Source organism: Pantoea septica (assembly GCF_002095575.1).
GTDB lineage: Bacteria > Pseudomonadota > Gammaproteobacteria > Enterobacterales > Enterobacteriaceae > Pantoea > Pantoea septica.
Map to the genome: position 1 here is coordinate 1 of NZ_MLJJ01000033.1, position 20,743 is coordinate 20,743.

The following is a 20,743-nucleotide window of genomic DNA, read 5'->3' on the forward strand; positions in this document are numbered from 1 at the left end:
GTTGGGACCATTACCCAAATACTGAACCTGCAACTCACCGGCTTTAAATCAGGCTTTGGCTAAAAATCGCGCCCGCCAGGGCTTAAGTACCCATATGGCAAGTAAAGCACAGGCAATGTCCAGAGTAATGGCGCTACCAAATACTATGCTCCAGTTATGCATATGCTGATAAAGCAATGCCGCTACGGGACCACCGAATATAGAACCAATACCCTGAGAAATATAGAGCCAACCGTAATTCTCCGTAGCGAAGCGAGTGCCAAAGGTGTCCGTTAAGGTTGCCGGGAATAAAGAAAATATCTCTCCCCAGCCAAAGAAAACTACGCCGGAAAGTAAAACAAATAACACAGGATCACTTTTACATAACAGCCACAACGTCATAGCAATGCCTTCAAGACCAAAAGCAAAAAACATCATTTTTTCACGACCAATACGATCGGAAATGTAACCACAAAAGGGCCGTGTAAGGCCATTCATCAAGCGGTCTATGGTCATGGCCAAGGGTAAAGCCGCCATCCCCAAAATTGTTATTGAAGTGATGCCAAAGTCTTCAGCAAATATAGCCATCTGTGACGTAACCATAAGTCCTGATGTAGACATCATGGTCATCATGATAAACATCAGCCAGAATATGGGCTGCCGTAGCATTTCTTTTGAGCTGAAACTTTTGGGAGCGTCAGCTGATCGCTGCCCTGCGCGCGATTCAATACTATCTTTTGGCATCCTTAGCCCCTGGCTGGCAATAAATCCAACGGATGCCATCATAATGCCAAACTGCCAAAACGTCTTTTCCAGTCCTGCTGTAGCGAGCGAGGCGGTGACGGGAAAGGTTGTTAAAATGGCCCCCATTCCATAACCTGCTGCCACCATGCCCGTTGCAAATCCTCTTTTTTCAGGGAACCAGCGAACCATTAATCCGACCACACCGATATAAACGATGCCCGTGCCAAGACCACCAATTACTCCATAATAAAGGTAGAGTTCAAAAAGCGAGTCAAGCCGTGAGACGAGCATCCAGCTAATACCGGCCATCAGCGTCCCGATGGTGATAAGCACGCGCGGGCCAAAACGGTCAATTAATTTTCCCTGAAGCGGGGAGAAAAACGTCTGAAGGATGATTAAAAGTGAAAAGGTGATCTGAATTTCTGCCAGTGGCGCGTGTAATTTTTCCATCAAAGGTCGGGTAAAAAGCGCCCAGACATATTGCGGGCTGGAGATTGAAATCATACACACCAACCCCAAAAAGAGTTGCGCCCATTTCTTTCTGTAGTGGGAAACCTCTACCTCTGATAATACTGAACTTGACATCATCACACTCCGGCTTAAACGCATTTTACTTTTTAAAGCATTTACCGTGCCATGCCTGATCAGAACGCTAATATCGCTGTTTTATAGAAATTTAATATACATGAGGAAGATTCTTGCCCTAAAATGTGGCGTCTCGCATCAAAAATGTGCGAGTGAATATATTTACAGCGTTACCAGAGCTCATCTCCCCAAACAAACTGTTACGCAAAGTGATGGTTTACATGTTTATCTATTTTTTTGCGCGAAAATATTGCACATTTTAGCTAGCAGATTGTGATTTATTTTTTTACAAATACCTTACTTCAGCGTTTAATGTAGTTGTTACAAGGAAAAAATAAATTTCACTTTTGCTGACTTGCTTTTGAACAATTTGCACCCCTCCCAATCCTCTCCTACGCTTTTCCCCCTGAACACATAAAACCTATTGCGACTACGATCGCCTTTTTAAGCTGTAAAGGAGGAAAGTAAATGCAATACCGTAAACTGGGCCACTCGGGCCTGCTGGTCTCGAAATTCGTGCTGGGCACCGTGCCGTTCGGCGGCAAAGCCGGCTTTGAAAAAACCGGCAACGTTAACGCCAGCGAAGCGCGCCGCTTTATCGATATCGCGCTAGATCACGGCGTTAATATGATCGACACCGCCGATCTCTATTCGATGGGCGGCGCGGAAGAGGTGGTCGGCGAAGCGCTCGGCGATAAACGTGACAAGGTCATTCTGGCGAGCAAAGCGCGCAGCCCGCTGGGCGATGGCCCGAATGAGAGCGGCGCCAGCCGTTACCATCTCGTCAAAGCGTGCGAAGCGAGCCTGCGCCGCCTGAAAACCGACCACATCGACCTTTATCAGATCCATAACTGGGATGGCGTCACCTCGGTTGAAGAGACGCTGCGCGCGCTGGAAGATCTGGTGAAAAGCGGCAAAATTCGCTACTTCGGCACCTCCAACTACACCGCTTGGCAGATGATGAAGACGTTAGGCTGCGCCAGCGAACAGCAGCTGCTCAAGCCCGTCAGCCAGCAAATCTACTACACGCCGGAATCGCGCGAAGCGGAGTTCGAGCTGCTGCCGATGGCGATCGACCAGCAGATCGGCACGCTGATCTGGGGGCCGCTGGGCGAAGGCCTGCTGACCGGCGCGGTCAGTCGTCACGGTAAAGCGCCGGAATCCACGCGTCAGGGCAGCGGCTGGCCGGAACCCTACGTGCACGATATGGAGCACGCCTATAACGTTATCGAGGTGCTGGAGCAGGTCGGCAAAGAGATTAACGCCTCTATCGCGCAGGTCTGCCTGGCCTGGCTGGCGGAGCGTCCCGGCGTCAGCGCGCTGATCGTCGGCAACCGCAGCGAAACGCATCTGCGTGAAAACCTCAACGCCTTCGAGCTTACCCTGAGCGATGAGCAGCGCCAGCGCATTGAGCGCGTGACGCGTCCGGCGCCGCGCTATCCCTACTGGCACCGCTTCACCAGCGGCATGGACCGTATCGATCCGGCAGAGCAACCCTTCCTGAACGAGTACCGTCAGACCCTCGACGAACGTAAAGATCAGGCGCAGAAATAAGCCGCACGCTGGCCGCGCGATGTGGCCAGCCTTTATCTTTATGCCGTAAGCACCTCTTTCAGCACAAATAAAAACGGCGGCCCGAAGGCCGCCAAAAACCCTCAACTATGGTTAGTATTGAGGAAGCAGTGGCACTGCAATGATGAAGAGATTAGCCCTTAACGCCGCCCGCCGTCAGGCCGCTGACCAGCCAGCGCTGCGCCAGCAGGAATACCAGCGTGATCGGGATGGCGGAGAGCACGGCGGCGGCGGCAAAGTCGCCCCACAGATAGTTCTGCGGGTTGAGATACTGCTGCATCCCCACCGCCAGGGTATAGCTGTTGACGTCCCGCAGCAGCAGCGAAGCAACCGGCACTTCCGTTACCGCGGCGATAAACGCCAGAATAAACACCACCGCCAGGATCGGCACCGACAGCGGCAAGAGCACCAGCCGGAACGCTTGCCACGGCGTCGCGCCGTCCAGCGCGGCCGCCTCTTCAAGCGAGCCGTCGATGGTTTCGAAATAGCCTTTAATCGTCCAGACGTGCAGCGCGATACCGCCCAGGTAGGCGAAAATCACGCCGCCGTGCGTATTCAGCCCCAGGAAGGGCAGATACTGCCCCAGCCGATCAAATAAAGCATAAAGCGCCACCAGCGAAAGCACAGCCGGGAACATCTGAAAAATCAGCATCCCTTTCAACAGGCTGGCGCGTCCGGCGAAGCGCATGCGAGCAAAAGCATAGGCGCAGGTGGTGGAAAGCGCCACTATGCCGAGCGCGCTGATGCCGGCGATCTTCACCGAGTTCCACAGCCACAGCAGCACCGGGAACGGCGGCGGCGTGACGCGGCCGTCGGCATGGGTCACGCTGATGCCCAGCGCCAGCCGCCAGTGCTCCCAGGAGATTTGCTCCGGGATCAGGCTGCCGGTGGCGAAGTTGCCCGCGCGCAGCGAGATCGCCACCACCATCAGCAGCGGGAAAAGAATCGCGGCGATAAACGCCAGCAGCAGCAGATGGGTCAGCAGCAGACGCAGCTTCTGCGATTTAGGTTGTACTATAGCCATAACGCCTCCTTAGTCGAACTTCATCCGCACGGCTTTCAGGTTAATCACCGCCAGCGCGCCCACCAGCAGGAAGATCAGGGTGGCGATCGCCGCCGCCAGACCAAAGTCCTGTCCGCCGCCGCCCTCGAAGGCGATGCGCCACGTATAGTTCACCAGCAGATCGGTATAGCCCGCCGGCGTGGTGGTGCCAAGGCGATCGGGGCCGCCGTTGGTCAGCAGCTGCACCAGCACGAAGTTGTTAAAGTTAAAGGCGAAGCTGGCGATCATCAGCGGCATCAGCGGCTTCAGCAGCAGCGGCAGGGTAATCAGAAAGAAATTCTGCATCGGCCCCGCGCCATCCATCGCCGAGGCTTCGTAGAGATCGTCTGGAATCGCCTTCAGCAGCCCCATGCAGAGGATCATCATATAGGGATAGCCCAGCCAGGTATTGACGATAACCAGCATGGCGCGCGCCAGCAGCGGGTCGCTGAACCAGGCGGGCTGCAGGCCGAACAGGGCGTTGAGCAGCACGTTGATCTCGCCGAAGCTCTGGTTAAACAGCCCCTTGAAAATCAGTATCGAAATAAAGGCCGGTACGGCGTAGGGCAGGATCAGCATCACGCGATAAATCGCTTTGCCTTTCAGCGCCTCCCACTGCACCAGACAGGCGAGCACCATGCCGACGGCGACGGTCAGCGCCACGGTCAGCAGGGAGAAGAGCAGCGTCCAGCCGAAAATCGCCAGGAAGGGCTTCTGGATGCCTTCGTCGGTGAAGACGCGCACAAAGTTCTTCCAGCCTGCGCCAACCGTAAAGCCCGGGCTGAGCTGCTCGCTGCCCCAGCTGCCGTCGGCGTTGACGCGCTGGAAGAAGCCGGTTTGATCGTTCGCCTGATAGATCTCGCCGCTCTGCTGATTTTTCAGCCGCTGGTCGGCGGTGAGCTGATAGAGCGGCCGCGTGCCGGAGAACTGCCGCAGCGAACTCATCACCAGTTCGCGGCCGTCCGGCAGCCTGGCGCGGAGTTGACTGAGCGCCTGCCGGTTGCCGGTGACGACCTTCAGCGTCGCGCGCTGGCCCGCCGGCGGCGCGGCAGGGGTCATGCTGAGCTGCTGTTCGCCGCCAAAAGCGAACGGCGGCGAGACATAGCTCTCGCTGTCAGCGGAGAGCACCAGCTGCCAGCGATCGCCCGCAGGATAGAGCGCGAAGTTCATTCCCGCGCCGTCCTGATACTGACGGCTCAGCAACACCTGCTGCGCGCGCGCCTGGGTCAGCTGGTTGGTGCTGCTGTAGTTGGTAAAGGCGATCGCCACGGTACAGGCGAGGGGAAAGAGCACAAACAGCGCCATCCCGGCGAGACCGGGATAAACGTAGCGCCAGGCGTAGGCGCGCCGGTTAGCGTAGATCCAGATGCCCGCCGCGCTAACGATCAGCGTCAGCAGCGCAAACAGATATTCGCCCTGCGCATACATCAGCACCAGAAGGTAGCCGACCAGCAGACAGCAGATCCCGACGAGAACGCGCTTCAGCAGCTGGCCCGCGCCTCCTGTTTTCGGTTTTCCTGACATGATTCGGTGTTCCTTAACAACCAGTGGTAAGCCGGCGCGAACCGGCTTTGGGAGAGGCGTTACTTGTTCAGGCGCGCCTGCGCGTCTTTCAGTGCGGCATCGACGCTCTGACGTCCGCTCAGGGCGTTAAGCGTGGCGGTGCGCATCGCATACCAGAAGGCCGCCATCTGCGGGATATTCGGCATGATGTCGCCGCTGCGCGCGTTGTTCATGGTAGCGGCGATGCGCTCATCTTTTTCCAGCGCCTGCTGGAACGACTTCAGCGTGACTGCGCCCAGCGGTTTGTCTTTATTCACCGCGTCCAGACCGGCATCGGTCAGCAGGTAGTTCTCAAGGAACTCTTTCGCCAGCTCTTTATTCGGGCTGGCGGCGTTGATGCCCGCGCTCAGCACGCCGACGAAGGTTTTCGACGGTTTGCCGTTCAGGGTCGGCAGCAGCGTGACGCCGTAGTTGATGCCGCTCTTGTCGATATTGCTCCAGGCCCAGGGACCGTTGATGGTCATCGCGGTCTGGCCTTTATTGAACGCCGCTTCGGCGATGGAGTAGTCGGTGTCGGCGTTGAGGGTTTTGGCTTTAACCTGATCGACCAGGAACTGCATGCCCGCTTTCGCGCCGGCGTTATCTACGCCGGTATCTTTGACGTCGTAGCCGCTGTCGCTCTTTTTAAAGGCGTAAGCGCCGCCTGCAGCCAGCAGCGGCCAGGTGAAGTAGGGTTCCTGCAGGTTGAACATAATGGCGCTCTTGCCTTTGGCGCGCAGCTGTTTGTCGACGGCCGCCATCTCTTCCCAGCTTTTCGGCGGGTTAGGCAGCAGGTCTTTGTTGTAGATCAGCGACAGCGATTCCACTGACACCGGGTAGCCGATCAGCTTGCCGTTAAAGCGCACCGCGTCCCAGGTAAAAGGAAAGAGCTTCTCCTGGAAGCTTTTATCCGGCGAGATCTCCGCCAGCAGCCCCGACTGGGCATAGCCGCCGAAGCGGTCGTGCGCCCAGAAGATAATGTCCGGGCCGTCGCCGGTGGCGGCCACCTGCGGATATTTCTCTTCCATTTTATCCGGATGCTCGACCGTGACTTTAATGCCGGTATCCTGCTCGAACTTCTTACCCACTTCGGCCAGCCCGTTATAGCCTTTATCGCCGTTGATCCAGATAACCAGTTTTCCCTCTTCGATCTTCGCGATTGCCGAGGCCGAAAACAGCATGGCCGTAAGGGCGGAAAGGGCAAAAATGCGTGCGCCGGTTTTCATTGTCATAACTCCATCCTGTTAGCGGAAACGGAAATCGTTTTCCCGCACATTGTGACCATCCGCCGCTGCTTCTCATCCTCCCGCGCTCTACGCCTGCCGACGCTAAGCCGTGATCTCCGTTGCAAAACCGGGCGGTTATCACGGTCTGGCGCACACTCCGGTCGCCGCGACTCTGCGCAGTCGATCACAAAAAACCGCGCGCCGCTGCCGTTGCAGGGAGAGGCGCGGCGATCTCCTCCTCCTCTCTCATCCCCCAGCTAAAGCGCCTGCGGCGGAGGATGCGCGCGCCCGGAACCTTTCCCATAGTGGACGCCGGAGTCTGCCTGCGGCGATGCAGGCAAGAATGAGCAAGCGGAGAGGAAAGCATCATGGCGAGCGTCGCGTTACGCAATGTCACCAAGGCCTGGGGCGACACCCTGGTCTCGAAGGACATCAATCTGGAAATCGGCGAAGGAGAGTTTGTGGTGTTCGTCGGCCCGTCGGGCTGCGGCAAATCCACGCTGCTGCGCATGATCGCCGGTCTGGAGACCATTACCCGCGGCGAGCTGCTGATCGGCGGCCAGCGAATGAACGAGGTGCCGCCCGCCGAGCGCGGCATCGGCATGGTGTTTCAGTCCTATGCCCTCTATCCGCATCTGTCGGTGGCGGAAAATATGTCTTTCGGCCTGAAGCTGGCGGGCGTCAGGCGTGACGAGATCCAGCATCGCGTTAATCAGGTGGCGGAAGTGCTGCAGCTGGCGCATCTGCTCGACCGTCGGCCCAAAGCGCTCTCCGGCGGTCAGCGCCAGCGCGTGGCGATCGGCCGTACGCTGGTCGCCGAGCCGCGCGTCTTTTTACTCGACGAGCCGCTCTCCAACCTGGACGCCGCGCTGCGCGTGCAGATGCGCATCGAGATTTCGCGCCTGCACAAGCGCCTGAAGCGCACCATGATTTACGTCACCCATGATCAGATCGAGGCGATGACCCTGGCGGACAAGATCGTGGTGCTGGATGCCGGGCGCATCGCCCAGGTCGGCAGGCCGCTGGAGCTCTATCACTATCCCGCTAACCGCTTCGTCGCCGGATTTATCGGCTCGCCGCGCATGAATTTTCTGCCCGTCAAAGTGACCGCTACCGCTATCGATCAGGTGCAGGTCCGCCTGCCTAACGATCAGCGCATCTGGCTACCGGTCGAGAGCGCAGGCGTCCAGGTGGGCAGCAATATGTCGTTAGGCATCCGACCTGAACACCTGCTCTCCAGCGATATCGCAGACGTCACGCTCGAGGGCGAGGTGCAGGTGGTCGAGCAGCTCGGCAACGAAACGCAAATCCATATCCAGATCCCCGCTATCCGTCAAAACCTGGTTTACCGCCAGGAGGACGTCGTGCTGGTAGAAGAGGGCGCCCTGATGGGCATTGGCCTGCCACCGGAGCGCTGTCACCTGTTCCGCGAGGACGGGAGCGCCTGTCGCAGGCTGCATCAGGAGCCTGGTGTTTAGCCCTGCAAAACAATAAAAGCAATGATCTCAGGAGATAGAAAATGATAACTCTGCGCAAACTTCCCGTCGCTATCGCCATCGCGGCGGGCACGATCTCTGCCTCGTCGATGGCGGTCGACTTTACCGGCTACGCCCGTTCCGGCATCGGCTGGACCGGCAGCGGCGGCGAACAGCAGTGCTTTCAGGCTACCGGCGCGCAAAGCAAATACCGTCTGGGCAACGAATGCGAAACCTACGCCGAACTGAAGCTGGGCCAGGAAGTGTGGAAAGAGGGCGACAAAAGCTTCTACTTCGACACCAACGTCGCCTATTCAGTGGCGCAACAGAATGACTGGGAGGCGACATCCCCCGCCTTCCGCGAGGCGAACGTCAAAGGCAAAAACCTGATCGACGCCCTGCCGGGCTCCACTATCTGGGCCGGTAAGCGCTTCTACCAGCGTCACGACGTGCATATGATCGACTTCTACTACTGGGATATCTCCGGCCCGGGCGCCGGTCTGGAAGATGTGGATCTCGGCTTCGGCAAGCTCTCTTTCGCGGCGACGCGCTCCTCAGAGGCGGGCGGCTCCTATACCTTCTCCAGCGATCGCATCCGCGATTACGCCACCAGCACCGCCAACGACGTCTTCGACGTGCGCCTGGCCGGACTGGAAACCAACCCGGACGGCGTGCTGGAGCTGGGTGTCGATTATGGCCGCGCCAACGCGCGCGACGGCTACCGTATCGAAGACGGCGCGTCGAAAGATGGCTGGATGTTCACGGCGGAGCATACCCAGAGCATGCTCAAAGGCTACAACAAATTCGTGCTGCAGTACGCCACCGATGCGCTCACCTCGCAGGGCAAAGGGCTGCCGCAGGGCACCAACATCAACAACAACGGCAGCATGTACCGCGTCCTCGATCACGGCGCCATCTCGCTCGCCGATCGCTGGGACCTGATGTACGTGGCGATGTACCAGAACACCGATCTGGACAACAACCGCGGCACCGAGTGGTACACCGTCGGCGTGCGCCCGATGTACAAATGGACGCCGATCATGAGCACCCTGCTGGAAGTGGGCTACGACAACGTGAAGTCGCAGCAGGTCAGCGAACGCAACGGCCAGTACAAAATCACCCTCGCTCAGCAGTGGCAGGCGGGCGACAGCATCTGGTCGCGCCCGGCGCTGCGCCTGTTTGCTACCTACGCCAAATGGGATGAGAAGTGGGGCTACAGCAAAGATGCCTCCGGCGATCTGACCTCGCTGGCTTCCGCAGACAGCACCGGCAACGGTCTCTTCACCAACAGCCGCGGCGACAACGATGAGTGGAGCTTCGGCGCGCAGATGGAAATCTGGTGGTAAACCGTACCGACCTGTAACGCAAACGGCCGCCGTGCGTTCAGCGCACGGCGCTTTCTGAGCAGCCGCGGCCATTGCCTGGCTTCAGCGGCTGTCCGACAGCCTGTTGAGAATATAAAAAATGAAAAAGAAAACGCTTACCGCACTCTGTCTGAGCGCCGCGCTGCTGACGAGCCTCGCCCTGCCAGCGCATGCTGAAATTAACCTGGTGCCGCAGGATCTCTCCGCCGCGCCGACGATCCCGAACGCGAGCCTGCAGCGACTGAGCTGGCAGCCCGTCGACACCTCGCGCCCGCAGAGCATCTCGCTGTCGCAGAGCGGCACGCAGCTTGACGTCAGCGGCATCACCGGTCCGGTCGCCGCGTTTAGCCTGCCTGCCAGCCAGGGCGAGCTGACGGTGACGCTGAGCAGCGAAGTGGCGCACAATCAGGTATTCGCCCCCAATGTGCTTGTGCTCGACGAGAACCTGCGTCCCGCCGCCTGGTTCCCGAGCCGCTTTTTTACCTATCAACAGCCGGGCGTGATGAGCGCCGACCGCCTGGAAGGGGTGATGAAGCTGACGCCGGCGCTGGGCCAGCAAAAAATCTATCTGCTGGTATTCACCACCGCGCAGGATCTCGGCCAGACCACCACGCTGGTGGATCCGGCGAAAGCCTACGCCGGAGGCACCGGCCATGCGGTGCCCGATATTCCCGATCCGGTCGCGCGTCACGGCGTGGACGGCAAAATAAAGCTGAAAGTCTCCACCAGCTCCGCCTCCTCGATTCTGGTCGGCCCGCTGTTCGGCTCCTCAGGTCCGGCGCCGGTTACGGTCGGCAGCACCCAGCCGGTTGCGCAGGCGGCGGCACGCACCGCGCCCGCCGCGCCGTCGGCGCCGCTGGTGGACGATACCGAAAGTTACTTTAATCAGAGCATCCGTCAGGCGGTGGATCAGGGCAATATCGATAAAGCCCTCAAGCTGCTGGACGAGGCGGAACGCCTGGGTTCGACGTCGGCGCGCAAAACCTTTATCAGCAGTGTTAAAGGCAAGGGGTGAAGCTGCCCCGACAGTGCTGAGTTGCCCCACCTGGTGCGCTACGGCGCACCTTTTTTTATGGAAAAATAACGTATGAAGGGCGGTTATACATCACGCCTTCCTCGGCATATACTTGGCATATGTAAGGATGGGAGGACAAAAAAATGCGTACGGTATCGATATTCAAAAACGGTAATAATCGGGCGATTCGCCTGCCGCGCGATCTCGATTTCGACGGCGTAAACGAACTGGAGATTATTCGCGAAGGCGACTCTCTGATCCTGCGGCCAGTCAAGCCGAGCTGGGGGTCATTTCGCGAGCAAGAAAAGGCTGACGCCGATTTTATGACGGAGCGTGCAGACGTTTTCAGCGATGAAGGGCGATTTGAGCTGTGATTAAAACCTATATGCTCGATACAAATATCTGCTCTTTTATTATGCGGGAACAGCCGGAAGCCGTACTCATGCGGCTGGAGCAAGCTGTGCTGCGCCGTCATCGAACTGTTGTGTCAGCGATAACCTATGCGGAAATCCGGTTTGGCGCTGTTGGCAAGAAAGCGTCGCCTCGCCATGTACAGCTGGTTGAAGCGTTCTGCGCGCGCCTGGATGCCATTCTGGCCTGGGATCGCCATGCAGTGGACGCAACCACAGAAATCAAGCGTGCGCTGACCGCTATTGACAGGCCCATTGGCCCGAATGATACCGCCATTGCCGGGCACGCTATTGCGGCTGACGCCATGCTTGTTACCTATAACGTCAAGGAATTTGAGCGCGTCCCAGGGCTTGTTTTTGAAGACTGGAGCAAATGATCGCCTGACGGTGATGGAAATAGCGCAGTCCATAATCGTCAGCCCGCGCGCGGCGGGCTAACGTCTCTCTTCTATTTCATTCCCTTTCTGCCGCGATCCACCGCCGCCAGCAGCGCATCGACCGCCGGATCGCTGAACATCTCCTCCAGCGTCGCGCTGAGCTTGCGCCGCCAGTTAGGCCAGGCGTCGACGGTGCCGGGCACGTTTACCGGCGTCGTCATATCCAGCCACTCTTCCGGCTGCAGCCCGAGCAGGGCGCTTTGCGTGTCGGCCAGATAGCCCAGAATCGCCTGGCTGAGCGCGCGGGTCATACGCGCGCCGCCCCGCTGAAAGCGCCGGCGCGGGGGCAGCGCGCCGCTGCGCAGCAGGGTCTGCAACAGCGCTTTCCTTGCCGCCTGCCTGTCGCGATACAGCCCCGCCAGGACGTCCTTATCGGGATAGAGGCCCAGCTTGCTGCCCAGACGAAGATCGTCGCTGCGCCACCAGCCGCGCAGCGTCGGCATATCGTGCGTGGTGGCGACCGCCATCGCCTGGCGCGGCCACTGCCCCGGCGCGCGGAACGCCTGCTTCGACGCCTGCTCGAAATAGAGCACCTTGTAGGAGTAGACGCCCGCGTCCCGCAGTTTGTCGACGATCGCCGCCGGCACGGTGCCTAAATCCTCGCCGATCACCATACAGCGGTGGCGCTGACTCTCCAGCGCCAGAATTGCCAGCAGCGCGTCCACCGGATAGTGCACATAGGCGCCTTCCGCCGCGCTTTCGCCCTGCGGGATCCACCAGAGGCGCAGCAGCGCCATCACATGATCGATACGCAGCGCGCCGCAATCCTGCATGCTGGCGCGCAACAGGGTGATCCAGGGCTCAAACGCGCGCGCGGCCATCACCTGTGGATCCATCGGCGGCAGCCCCCAGTTTTGCCCCAGCGGACCGAGAATATCGGGCGGCGCGCCGACGCTCGCCTCAAGACAGTAAAGCTCCCGCTCGCGCCAGGTTTCCGCGCCGTCGCGCGCCACGCCTACCGCCAGATCGCGGTACAGGCCGATCGCCATCTCATGCTGCCGACAGCGCTGCCAGCACGCCGCGAACTGCCGGGCTGCCAGCCACTGCAGCCAGAGATAAAAGCGCACCTCATCGCTCTGCTCAATGCGAAATGCCAGCACGGCGGCGCTGTCGGGATGCTGAAAGGCGTCCGGCCAGCTTTGCCAGCCGTGACTGTCACCATCCTGCTTACGTTGCTCGGCATGCAGGGCGTCAAACAGGCCCTGGCAGAGCAGGCTGTCGCCGCCCGCCTCGACAAAATCCTCAAACGCCGCCGCCTCCGCGTCATCCGCGTCGCGCAGTCGAAACGCTTGCCAGGCCAGCCGTAAGCCCTCCAGCTTCAGGCGCGTCACGGCAGGGTAATCTACCCATTCCGTGCGGCGCGCCGCCTGCAACGCCTGCTGGGTCGCCTCAAGACGCCACCAGGCCCGCGCCGCCTCGCTCTGCTGAAAGTCCGGCACCGCGTTGACGTCGATGTAGAGAATATTGAGCCAGCGGCGCGACGAAGGACTGTACGGGCTGGCGCTCTCTGGCTCTGCGGGAAACAGGGCGTGCAGGGGATTCAGCCCGACAAAGGCGCCGCCGCGGCGCGCCGTCTCGTCGATCATCCGCCGCAGATCGCCAAAGTCGCCGATGCCCCAGTTATGTGCCGATCGCAGCGTATAGAGCTGGATGCAGCTGCCCCACAGCGATTCGCCCGCCAGCAGCGCGGGCGGCTCATAGCAGCGCGGCGGCGCGACGATAACGCAGCAGCCGTAGCGCTGCGCCTCATGCTCCAGCGTCAGCTGGTGGTAGCCGTCCGGCAACGGCGGCAGCGTCAGGGTTTCGCCCGCCGCGCAGCGGCCTGACCAGCACGCGCCCCCTTCGCTGGTCAGCTGCCAGCTGGCCGCGCTGAGAAGCACCGGCGAGAGCGTCAGCGGCTCGCCCTGGCGGAAGATGGCCGCAGGCGGCAGCGGAGACGCGCCCGCGTTCTGAGGCTGCATCAGCCCCAGCAGACGCTCGCGGGTCAGCGTGGAGACCTGCTGCGGCCGGCCGTGGGCATCAATGTAATCGGGCGCAATCAGGCCGTCTGCGGCGCGATCAAGATGGTTTTTCGGTTTCATGGCGTTCCTCAGCGCGCGGCCTGCCAGATACGTTGCTGATAATCGAGGATGGCGCGGTCGGCGCTGAACATGCCGCAGCGCGCGGTGTTCAGGATCGCGGCGCGCGTCCAGGTGTCCGGATCGGCCCACAGCGCTTCGACCTGCTGCTGGGCATTGAGATAGTGGCGGAAATCGGCCAGCACCAGGTAGGGATCGCCGCCCGTCGGGCCCAGGCTGCGCACCAGCGCGTCGAAGGCCGTCGTGTCGCCGTCGCTAAAGGTGCCGTCCTCCAGCGCGGTCAGCGCCCGATCCAGCTGCGGATCTTTTTTGCGCCAGGTCGCCGGCGCGTAGCCCGCCTGCTTCAGCGCAGTCACCTGCTCGACGGTATGGCCGAAAATAAAGATATTCTCCTCGCCGACCTGCTGGGCGATCTCCACGTTCGCGCCGTCCAGGGTGCCAATCGTCAGCGCGCCGTTAAGCGCCAGCTTCATGTTGCCGGTTCCGGAAGCCTCTTTGCCCGCCGTCGAGATCTGCTCGGAGAGATCGGCGGCAGGAATGAGCCGCTCCGCCACCGAGACGTTGTAGTCGGGAATAAACACGATTTTAAGGCGGTCGCCGACGCGCGGATCGGCGTTAACCACGGCCGCCACCTTGTTAATGGCGTAAATGATATTTTTCGCCAGCGCGTAGCCCGGCGCCGCTTTGGCGCCGAACAGCATCACGCGCGGCGTCAGATTCGCCTGCGGATCGCTGACCAGCGTTTGCCACAGGGCGATGATATGCAGCAGCATCAGATGCTGGCGCTTATATTCGTGGAGGCGCTTGATCTGCACGTCGAACAGGGCGTCAGGCTGAACGCGGATACCGGTCTTTTCGGCGATCCAGCGCGTTAACGCCGCCTTGTTCTGCTGCTTGATGGCGCGATACTCCGCGCGAAACGCGGCGTCGTCCGCCAGCGGCGCCAGGTCGCTGAGCGCATCCAGATCGTTAACCCAGGGGCGCGACAGCGTATTGTCGATCAGCGTGGCCAGCGCCGGATTGCACTGCTGGATCCAGCGACGCGGCGTAATGCCGTTAGTGACGTTGTGAAACTTCTCCGGCCACAGCGCGTGGTATTCCGGGAAGAGATCCTGCACCACCAGCCGGGAGTGCAGCGCCGCCACGCCGTTGACCGCAAAACCGCTGACCACGCAGAGGTTAGCCATGCGCAGCTGCTGATTGTGCACCACCGCCAGCTTCGCCCAGATCGCCTCGTTGCCGGGCCAGCGCGCCTCGACCTCTTTTTTGAGCTGTGCGTTCAGCGTATTGATAATCATCATATGGCGCGGCAGCAGCGCGCGTACCAGACGCAGGTTCCAGCACTCCAGCGCCTCCGGCATCAGCGTATGGTTGGTGTAGGCGAAGGTGCGCTGCGTAATGCGCCACGCCCGATCCCAGGAGAGCTGATGCTCGTCGATCAGCAGGCGCAGCAGCTCCGGGATCGCCAGCGTCGGATGGGTATCGTTGAGCTGGATCACTTCATAGTCGGGCAGCGTCTCGATGGCGCGGCCCGCCTGATGGTGACGACGCAGGATGTCGGCCAGCGTGCAGGCGCACTGAAAATATTGCTGCATCAGGCGCAGCTTTTTCCCGGCCTGATGATTGTCGTTGGGGTAGAGCACCTTCGTCAGCTTCTCCGCATCGATGCCCTGCTGTTCGGCGCGCAGGAAATCGCCGTCGTTGAAGCGCTGCAGGTTGAACGGACGCGCGTGTTTCGCCTGCCAGAGGCGCAGCGGCTGGGTGACGCCGTTGCCATAGCCGACGACGGGCAGATCCCAGGCCTCGCCCTGCAGCAGGAAAGCGGGCTCCCAGCGCGGGCGCCCCTCTTCCGTCACCACCTTGCCGCCCAGACCGACCTGCACGGTCAGCGCGGCGTTGTGACGAAACCAGGGATAGCGGTCGCGTCCCCAGTCGTCTGGCTGCTCATGCTGCGCGCCTTCGATAAAACGCTGGCGAAACAGGCCATATTGATAGTTCAGGCCGTAGCCGATGGCGGGCTGGCCGGTGGTGGCCATCGCGTCGAGAAAACAGGCCGCCAGCCGTCCCAGGCCGCCGTTGCCGAGCGCCGGATCGGTCTCGCGCTCCAGCACGTCGCTCAGGGCGATGTCCCAGGCGGCGAGCGCGTCGGCGACCGCCTGATACCAGCCCAGGTTGAGCAGGTTATTTCCCGTCAGCCGGCCGGTGAGAAACTCCATGGAGAGATAGTTAACGTGGCGCTGCGGCCCGGATGCGGGCTGCGCAGGCAGTTCGGCCAGCAGTTCGGCCAGCGCGCCGCTCAGCGCCTGCCACCACTGCTGTTGCGTCATCTCCTGCGCGTCGCGCAGGCCGAAGCGTTGCCACTGCCGCGTGAGTGCGGCGGTAAAGCGGGCGTGATCGAAGGGTTGCGAATTCATGTCGTGTGCTTCCTGTCAGAACGAAAAGGGATTGCCTGCCAGTTTGCCTGCCGCCTTTCGGGCGCTCCTCCTCCTGCATGAAATTCAGCAGGGAGGATAACGAGGGCGGAGAGGCCAGGGTAAATCTGAAAGCGGCGCAGGAGTGTGATTGCACTCGCTTTTGTTAAGCCTGCCTTACAGGTTCGCTTGCATTCAGCTAACGGATCCGTGAACGTGTATGAAGATTAATTACGAAGCGTAAAAAAATGATGCGCTGAACGTTAATGGAGAAGCGTGCGCCCATGTTAATTCCCTCGAAGCTCAGTCGTCCCGTACGCCTTGAAAGCACCGTCACGCGCGATCGCCTGCTGCAAAAGCTGGGCGCAGCGGGCAATTACCGGCTGGTGTTGATTACCAGTCCGGCGGGCTACGGCAAAACCACGCTGGTCTCGCAGTGGGCGGCGGATAGAAAGGATCTGGGCTGGTATTCATTAGACGAGGGCGACAATCAGCCGGAGCGCTTCGCCGACTATCTTATCGCGGCGCTGCAGCAGGCGACGCAGGGCGGCTGCAGCCGCAGCGAAACGCTGGCGCAGAAGCGGCAGTACGTCAACCTCAACGCGCTTTTCGCGCAGCTGTTTATCGAACTGGCCGACTGGCGGCAGCCGCTGTGGCTGATCGTGGATGACTATCACCACATTGCCAACCCCGCCATTCATGAGGCGATGCGCTTTTTCCTGCGCCATCAGCCCGACAACCTGACGCTGGTCGTGCTGTCGCGCAATCTGCCGCAGCTCGGCATCGCCAATCTGCGCGTGCGCGAACAGCTGCTGGAGCTGGGCAGCCAGCAGCTGGCGTTTACCCATCACGAGACGAAACAGTTTTTTGACTGTCGCCTGAGCGCGCCGCTCGCCTCTGAAGAGAGCGGGCGCCTGTGCGACGACGTGGCGGGCTGGGCGACGGCGCTTCAGCTGATCGCTATCTCCGCGCGTCAGGGCGCCGGCTCGGCGCAGGACTCCGCGCGGCGGCTCTCCGGCATCAACGCCAGCCACCTTGCCGACTATCTGGTGGAGGAGGTGCTGGACAATATCGACGACGCGACGCGTCATTTCCTGCTGAAAACCGCGCTGCTACGCTCGATGAATGACGCGCTGGTCGCCTGCGTGACCGGCGAGGCGAACGGACGCATGCGGCTGGAGGAGATTGAGCGGCGAGGGCTCTTCCTGCAGCGTATGGATGATTCGGGCCAGTGGTTCAGCTATCACCCGCTGTTTGGATCGTTTTTGCGCCAGCGTTGTCAGTGGGAGCTGGGAGCCGAGCTGCCCGCGGTGCATCGCGCAGCCGCGCAAAGCTGGATGGCGCAGGGATTCCCCGGCGAAGCGATCCATCATGCGCTCGCCTCAGGCGACGTCGAGATGCTGCGCGACGTGCTGCTGGCGCACGCCTGGACGCTGTTCAATCAGAGCGAGCTGGCGCTGCTGGAGAACTCGCTGAGCGCGCTTCCCTGGGCGACGCTGGTGGATAATCCACGCCTGGTGCTGCTACAGGCCTGGCTGATGCAGAGCCAGCATCGCTTTTCCGAGGTTAACCGCCTGCTGGCGAAGTTCGAGCAGGCGTGCAGCTGCGAGATCGACGCCGCGCTACAGGGCGAATTCAACGCCGTGCGTGCGCAGGTGGCGATCAACGACGGCAACACCGAAGAGGCGGAGCAGCTTGCCCGCCTGGCGCTGGAAGCCCTGCCGGAAAGCCGCCGCTACAGCCGCATCGTCGCCACCTCGGTGCATGGCGAAGTGATGCACTGCAAAGGCGAGCTGGCGAGTTCGCTGGCGCTGATGCGTCAGACCGAGCAGATGGCGCGCCGCGACGAAACCTGGCACTACGCGCTCTGGAGCCTGATCCAGCAAAGCGAAATTCTTTTCGCGCAGGGATTTCTGCAGGCCGCCTGGGAGATTCAGGAGAAAGCGTTCGTGCTGGTTGGCGAGCAGCATCTGGCGCAGTTTCCGCTGCACGAGTTTCTGCTGCGCATTCGCGCCCAGCTGATGTGGGCGTGGGGCCGGCTGGACGAGGCGGAGCAGGCGGCGCGCGAAGGTATGAAAGTGTTGAAGGGCTACCCGCCGCAGCAGCAGATCCAGTGTCTGGGCCTGCTGGTGCAGTGCTCGCTGGCGCGCGGCAATCTGGATAACGCGCGCAGCTACCTGAACCGTCTGGAGAATCTGCTCAACAACGGCAGCCTGCACAGCGACTGGATCGCCAACGCCGACAAGGTGAGGGTGATCTACTGGCAGATGACGGGTGACGTCCAGAGCGCCAGCCACTGGATGCGGCACACCGCGAAGCCCGCCTTCGCCAATAACCACTTCCTGCAGGGGCAGTGGCGCAATATCGCGCGGGCGCAGATCCTGCAGGGCGATCTCAGCCAGGCGGAAGTGGTGCTGGAAGAGCTCAACGAAAACGCGCGCGCGCTGCGTCTGATGAGCGATATGAACCGCAACCTGCTGCTGCTCAATCAGATCTACTGGCAGACCGGACGCAAAGCCGAAGCGCAGCGCGCGCTCATCGAGGCGCTGAAGCTGGCGCGCGGCACCGGCTTTATCAGCCATTTCGTGATCGAAGGCGAGATCATGGCGCAGCAGCTGCGCCAGCTTATCCAGCTTAACGCGCTGGAAGAGCTGGATAATCATCGCGCGCGCCGTATCCTGAATGAAATTAACAAATACCATCGCCATAAGTTCGCCCACTTCGACGAGGGATTCGTCAGCCGACTGCTGAATCATCCCGACGTGCCGGAGCTGATCCGCACCAGCCCGCTGACGCAGCGCGAATGGCAGGTGCTGGGCCTGATCTACTCCGGCTACAGCAACGACCAGATCGCCGGGGAGCTGGATGTGGCCGCCACCACCATTAAAACCCATATCCGCAACCTCTATCAGAAGCTGGGCGTCTCGCATCGCGCCGAGGCGATGCATCAGGCGCAGTCGATGCTGAAGCTGATGGGATATGTGTGAAGTTGCCCGTCCTGTGCTCGAGCGCGATAGCCTCATGAAAATGAGCGGGATTTCCGGAAAGGGTCTGGCACAAATCCGCCACTGAGGCTCTTTCCCGCCATCCTGCGGCCAGAAATGCCCCCCTCACAGACACCCCTTTTTTACGGCTGTGAGAGGGTCACACCGCTTTTACTCACTGTACCGGATAGCGCGTCGCGCTCAGCGCACCGCGGCGGTCAAAACGCCGCATCCCCAGCCACAGCAGCGCCGTAGCGAACCAGCCGATAACCCACGAGACGTCATTCCCGGCGAAAATCCAGGTCAGCGAGCCGTGGTGCAGCGGATTATCGATAAAGGGCAGCTGGATCAGCACGCCGATAAAATAGGTGGCGATGCCCGGCCAGTTCCAGCGGCCGTAGCGCCCGTCCGGCTGCGACAGCGCGGGAATGTCGATATGGCCTTTCGTAATAAGGTAAAAATCGGTCAGGCTGATGGCGCTCCAGGGCACGAAAAAGGCCAGCAGGAACAGCAGAAAGTGGGTGAACGATTTAAGAAAAGCGGGCTCGCTGATTAGTGCGATACCGCAGGAGATCGCCACCATCAGCACCACGAAACCAATCCGTCCGCCCCGGCTCAGGGAGGTTTGCCGGCTGAAGCCGGAGACGATGGTGGTCAGCGACATAAAGCTGCCGTAGGCGTTCAGCGTGGTAAAGGTGATCTTGCCGAAGCAAATGGCAAAATAGATCACCATCGCCATGGTGGCGCTGCTGCCTAAGCCAACGATATAGCCCACCTCATTGCCGGAGAAGGCGCTGCCCGCGATAGCCGCGACGATAACGCCCAGCGTCATCGACGCCTGGGTGCCGAACACGGTACCGAAGAACACCGCGCTGAACAGACGTTTGGCGGAGACCTCCTGCGGCAGGTAGCGCGAATAGTCGGAGACATAAGGGCAAAACGCGATCTGCCATGACGAGGAGAGAGAGACGGCGAGTAAAAAGGTTGAGAAAGCGAAGTGGCGATTCTGCCAGAGCGGCGCTAAATCGTGGGTTGAGAGCAGCGTGACGAACAGATAGAAGAACGCCAGCACGCCGATGACGCTGGCTACTTTGCCCAGCTTATGAATAACGCGATATCCCAGCACCGCAATCACGATAATGATCAGGCTGAACAGGATCATCCCGGCGGCGTTATCAATATGCAGCAGCTTCGCCATCGCCTGACCGGCCAGCACCGTGCCGCTGGCGGAGAAGCCGATATACATAATGCATACCAGCACCAGCGGGATCACCGCGCCGAAGACGCCGAACTGAATGCGGCTGGTGATCATCTGCGGCAGGCCCAGTCGCGGTCCCTGCACGGCGTGCAGCGCCATCACCGCTGCGCCGATGATCTGGCCCACGAGCAGGCCGATAATCGACCAGACCACATCGCCGCCCAGCACCACGGCGAGCGCGCCTGTAACGATAGCCGTAATTTGCAGATTGCCGCCGAACCATAGCGTGAACTGGCTGAACGGATGTCCGTGACGTTCGCGGTGGGGAATAAAATCGATCGATCGGGTTTCAGAAAGCCGCTGGCTCTCGCCGTCTGAACGCGCTGATGCAGGAAGTTCCGCTGACATAGGTTCCTCGCCAGGTTGAAGTGTTAATTATTATCTGCCCTTTGTTAACCGTTGCGATGCTACATGTATATACATGTACGGATGTTGTCATGCCGTTTTAAAAGTTACAAGGCAGCGGGTCATTGGAAATTGTGATGGCGCTGGCAAGCCTGGCATGACGAACAGAGAGAAAAGCGCGCAAGAATATGCTACATAAGCGCAGTCTGCCGCCGCGATAAAAACAGCAGATGAGAAGAACGGGCTAACCTGCAGTAAGCGCAGGATTTACCCGCA

Annotated in this window: 14 protein-coding genes; 7 read left to right on the top strand and 7 right to left on the bottom strand. The window is 60.4% G+C overall.

Annotation, left to right across the window (positions count from 1 at the left end; genetic code table 11):
* Window positions 1-48: 48 nt before the first annotated feature.
* Window positions 49-1,332, bottom strand: a complete 1,284-nt coding sequence (gene oxlT / locus HA46_RS16095) for an oxalate/formate MFS antiporter (protein WP_084885371.1) — start codon at window positions 1,330-1,332, stop codon at window positions 49-51.
* 444 nt (window positions 1,333-1,776) lie between these two features.
* Here oxlT and HA46_RS16100 point away from each other — a divergent pair, with 444 nt between their 5' ends.
* A complete protein-coding gene (locus HA46_RS16100; RefSeq protein WP_084885373.1) occupies window positions 1,777-2,862 on the top strand; it encodes an aldo/keto reductase in 1,086 nt (361 codons plus the stop codon).
* A gap of 151 nt (window positions 2,863-3,013) precedes the next feature.
* Here HA46_RS16100 and malG read toward each other — a convergent pair whose 3' ends face one another.
* From malG to malE, 3 genes are read right to left on the bottom strand one after another with little or no spacing between them, the layout of a single operon-like run.
* A complete protein-coding gene (gene malG, locus HA46_RS16105) occupies window positions 3,014-3,904 on the bottom strand; it encodes a maltose ABC transporter permease MalG (RefSeq protein ID WP_084885375.1) in 891 nt (296 codons plus the stop codon).
* 9 nt (window positions 3,905-3,913) lie between these two features.
* Complete coding sequence (gene malF / locus HA46_RS16110; RefSeq protein WP_084885377.1) at window positions 3,914-5,446, bottom strand: maltose ABC transporter permease MalF; 1,533 nt, start codon at window positions 5,444-5,446, stop codon at window positions 3,914-3,916.
* Between the two features lie 59 nt (window positions 5,447-5,505).
* On the bottom strand, window positions 5,506-6,696 hold the full coding sequence (malE, locus tag HA46_RS16115) for a maltose/maltodextrin ABC transporter substrate-binding protein MalE (RefSeq protein ID WP_033755649.1): 1,191 nt from the start codon (window positions 6,694-6,696) through the stop codon (window positions 5,506-5,508).
* Window positions 6,697-7,058: 362 nt separating this feature from the next.
* Here malE and malK point away from each other — a divergent pair, with 362 nt between their 5' ends.
* The 5 genes from malK to HA46_RS16140 all read left to right on the top strand — a co-directional run bounded on the left by malK (window position 7,059) and on the right by HA46_RS16140 (window position 11,331).
* Entirely contained in the window at window positions 7,059-8,168 is a 1,110-nt protein-coding gene (gene malK / locus HA46_RS16120; protein WP_033755647.1) for a maltose/maltodextrin ABC transporter ATP-binding protein MalK, read from the top strand.
* 41 nt (window positions 8,169-8,209) lie between these two features.
* Window positions 8,210-9,511 carry a maltoporin gene (locus HA46_RS16125; RefSeq protein WP_033755645.1) on the top strand — a complete coding sequence of 434 codons (1,302 nt, stop codon included), beginning with the start codon at window positions 8,210-8,212 and terminating at the stop codon, window positions 9,509-9,511.
* 118 nt (window positions 9,512-9,629) lie between these two features.
* On the top strand, window positions 9,630-10,544 hold the full coding sequence (malM, locus tag HA46_RS16130; protein ID WP_084885379.1) for a maltose operon protein MalM: 915 nt from the start codon (window positions 9,630-9,632) through the stop codon (window positions 10,542-10,544).
* A 143-nt stretch (window positions 10,545-10,687) separates the two neighbouring features.
* Entirely contained in the window at window positions 10,688-10,918 is a 231-nt protein-coding gene (gene vapB / locus HA46_RS16135) for a type II toxin-antitoxin system VapB family antitoxin (RefSeq protein ID WP_048782087.1), read from the top strand.
* The gene (locus tag HA46_RS16140; protein ID WP_084885381.1) at window positions 10,915-11,331 is read left to right on the top strand and encodes a type II toxin-antitoxin system VapC family toxin; all 417 of its coding nucleotides are present in this window, start codon (window positions 10,915-10,917) and stop codon (window positions 11,329-11,331) included. Before vapB ends, HA46_RS16140 begins: the two co-directional genes overlap by 4 nt.
* 71 nt (window positions 11,332-11,402) lie before the next feature.
* Here the strand turns inward: HA46_RS16140 and malQ are convergent, their stop codons facing one another.
* A complete protein-coding gene (gene malQ / locus HA46_RS16145; protein WP_084885383.1) occupies window positions 11,403-13,472 on the bottom strand; it encodes a 4-alpha-glucanotransferase in 2,070 nt (689 codons plus the stop codon).
* Window positions 13,473-13,480: 8 nt separating this feature from the next.
* A complete protein-coding gene (gene malP / locus HA46_RS16150) occupies window positions 13,481-15,883 on the bottom strand; it encodes a maltodextrin phosphorylase (protein ID WP_084885385.1) in 2,403 nt (800 codons plus the stop codon).
* A gap of 281 nt (window positions 15,884-16,164) precedes the next feature.
* On the opposite strand from malP, the gene malT reads away from it, so the two are divergent.
* Complete coding sequence (gene malT / locus HA46_RS16155) at window positions 16,165-18,867, top strand: HTH-type transcriptional regulator MalT (protein ID WP_084885387.1); 2,703 nt, start codon at window positions 16,165-16,167, stop codon at window positions 18,865-18,867.
* 172 nt (window positions 18,868-19,039) lie between these two features.
* Here malT and HA46_RS16160 read toward each other — a convergent pair whose 3' ends face one another.
* Entirely contained in the window at window positions 19,040-20,470 is a 1,431-nt protein-coding gene (locus HA46_RS16160) for a purine-cytosine permease family protein (protein WP_084885389.1), read from the bottom strand.
* Window positions 20,471-20,743 lie beyond the last annotated feature (273 nt).

Excerpts from the sequence above, each read along its gene's own strand:
- malQ (WP_084885383.1), bottom strand. The coding sequence starts at position 13,472 with ATGAAACCGAAAAACCATCTTGATCGCGCCGCAGACGGCCTGATTGCG.
- HA46_RS16160 (WP_084885389.1), bottom strand. The coding sequence starts at position 20,470 with ATGTCAGCGGAACTTCCTGCATCAGCGCGTTCAGACGGCGAGAGCCAG.
- malT (WP_084885387.1), top strand. The coding sequence starts at position 16,165 with ATGTTAATTCCCTCGAAGCTCAGTCGTCCCGTACGCCTTGAAAGCACC.
- malP (WP_084885385.1), bottom strand. The coding sequence starts at position 15,883 with ATGAATTCGCAACCCTTCGATCACGCCCGCTTTACCGCCGCACTCACG.
- HA46_RS16100 (WP_084885373.1), top strand. The coding sequence starts at position 1,777 with ATGCAATACCGTAAACTGGGCCACTCGGGCCTGCTGGTCTCGAAATTC.
- malK (WP_033755647.1), top strand. The coding sequence starts at position 7,059 with ATGGCGAGCGTCGCGTTACGCAATGTCACCAAGGCCTGGGGCGACACC.
- vapB (WP_048782087.1), top strand. The coding sequence starts at position 10,688 with ATGCGTACGGTATCGATATTCAAAAACGGTAATAATCGGGCGATTCGC.
- malG (WP_084885375.1), bottom strand. The coding sequence starts at position 3,904 with ATGGCTATAGTACAACCTAAATCGCAGAAGCTGCGTCTGCTGCTGACC.
- malF (WP_084885377.1), bottom strand. The coding sequence starts at position 5,446 with ATGTCAGGAAAACCGAAAACAGGAGGCGCGGGCCAGCTGCTGAAGCGC.
- oxlT (WP_084885371.1), bottom strand. The coding sequence starts at position 1,332 with ATGCGTTTAAGCCGGAGTGTGATGATGTCAAGTTCAGTATTATCAGAG.
- malE (WP_033755649.1), bottom strand. The coding sequence starts at position 6,696 with ATGACAATGAAAACCGGCGCACGCATTTTTGCCCTTTCCGCCCTTACG.
- HA46_RS16125 (WP_033755645.1), top strand. The coding sequence starts at position 8,210 with ATGATAACTCTGCGCAAACTTCCCGTCGCTATCGCCATCGCGGCGGGC.
- malM (WP_084885379.1), top strand. The coding sequence starts at position 9,630 with ATGAAAAAGAAAACGCTTACCGCACTCTGTCTGAGCGCCGCGCTGCTG.